Source organism: Streptomyces sp. NPDC006510 (assembly GCF_040611955.1).
Lineage (GTDB): Bacteria > Actinomycetota > Actinomycetes > Streptomycetales > Streptomycetaceae > Streptomyces.
In genome coordinates, this window is sequence record NZ_JBEXPH010000432.1 from 1 (window position 1) to 1,815 (window position 1,815).

1 protein-coding gene and 1 pseudogene are annotated in these 1,815 nt (G+C 76.9%); one reads left to right on the plus strand and one right to left on the minus strand.

Annotated features, from left to right (window positions below; genetic code table 11):
* Nucleotides 1–568: pseudogene (locus ABZY11_RS44220) on the plus strand (tetratricopeptide repeat protein); the annotation flags it as partial.
* 10 nt (nt 569–578) lie between these two features.
* Here ABZY11_RS44220 and ABZY11_RS44225 read toward each other — a convergent pair.
* Nucleotides 579–1,815, minus strand: a 1,237-nt coding sequence (locus ABZY11_RS44225; RefSeq protein ID WP_356484581.1) for a DAK2 domain-containing protein, incomplete at its 5' end; no start/stop codon positions are given.

Genomic DNA, 1,815 nt, shown 5'->3' on the forward strand with positions numbered 1-1,815 from the left:
CCCGCAGGCGGAGCTGGCGTACGCGCGGGCCGGGGAGCTGTGGCGCGAGTTGGGCGATGTCCCGGCGCTGGTGCGGACGCTGCGGGTGCGGGCCTGGATCGCGATCCGGGAGGGGCAGCCGGGCCCGCGGACGGCACGGGCGTTCATGGCGGCGGCCGCGCGGGAGTGCGAGGCGGCCCTGGCCTCCGACCCGGCGGAGGACGCGCCCCGGCTGCTCGCGGAGCTCGCGGACACCCACCGCCAGACCGGCGAGCTGATCGCCCACGTCTGCCAGGGCGAGCCGGGCGAGGCCCCGGAGTACGAGGAGGCCCTGGGATACGTGGACCGGGCGGTCGCGGGCTTCACGGAGGCCGGCGCCGGTTTCGTCGGGCTGCGGACCGCCGCCGAGCTGATGGCCGCCTGGCTGGAGGCGGACATGGGGCGTCCGGACGCGGCCCGGGAGCGGGCCAGCAGGGTCCTGGAGATCCACGGGGCCGGGGAGCCGGACGAGACGGGTGAGGAGCGCCGCGCGGAGGCCGAGGCGCTGCTGGAATACGTGGGCAGGCGAACCGGCACTTCCGGCGCCTGAGTCGGCGGCGCTACTCCACCCCGATGAGCAGCGGAGCACGCTGGTGGCCGCCCCGGTACACCACCGTGTCCACCGCCAGATGGCCCTCGCGTACGTGCTCCTCCAGCGCGTCCGCGAGGCTGTCGGGGACATCCTCGCCCAGGACCAGGGTGACCAGTTCGCCGCCCGCCGCCAGCATGCGGTCCAGTACGTCGCGGGCCGTCCGCGGTACGTCCTCGCCGATGACCGCGACGTCGCCGTCGATCAGGCCCAGGATGTCGCCGGCCTGGCAGATGCCCGCCATGGTCCAGGACTGCCGTTCGGCGACGGCGAGTTCCGCGTAGCGGGTGGCGCCGGCGGCGGCGGTCATCGCCACCACGTCCTCGTCGAAGCTGCGGTCGGGTTCGTGGACGGCGAGGGCCGCGATGCCCTGGACGGCGGCCCTGGTCGGGATCAGGGCGACCCGGACGCCTTCCGCGCGGGCCTGTTCGGCGGCGGCCGCGGCGGTGTGGCGCAGCTCCGCGTCGTTGGGCAGCAGGACCACCTCGCGGGCGTGCGCCCGGCGGATCGCGTCGACGAGTTCGCCGCTGGCGGGCGGTTCCCCGGGGCGGGCCAGGACCGTCGTGGCCCCGGCCTCCTTGCACAGGCCGCGCAGCCCGTCGCCGGGGACCACCACGACGACCGCGCGCTGCACGGGCTCGGTGTGGGGGTGCACCCGGTCCGCGCCGAAGTGGGTGATCCGGATCCGGTACGGCCGTCCAGCTTCGACCCCGGCCTCCACGGCCGCACCCGCGTCGTCGACGTGCACATGGACGTTCCACAGCCCGTCGCCGCCCACCACCACGAGCGAGTCGCCGAGCCGGTCGAGCCGGGTCCGCAGCCGGTCCACCGCCCCGTCCGTGGCCTCCAGCAGGTAGATGACCTCGAAGGCCGGTCCGCCCTCCGCGTCGGCCACCGCGCAGTCGTCCGGCACGGGAAGGGCGGGCACCGCCACGTACGTACGCTCGGGCGCCTGCCCGCAGACCGCTTCGACGAGCGCCCCGAGCACGGTCACCAGGCCCTGTCCGCCGGCGTCCACGACGCCCGCCCGGCCGAGGACGGCGAGCTGTCCGGGGGTCGCCTCCAGGGCCGTGCGCGCCCCCTCGTACGCCGCCCGTGCGACCGCCGCGGTCCCGGCGTCCTCCTCGGTGCGTGCGGCGGCCTCGGCGGCCGCGGCGGCCACCGTGAGCACGGTGCCCTCGACGGGGTGGGCGACGGCCTGCCGGGCC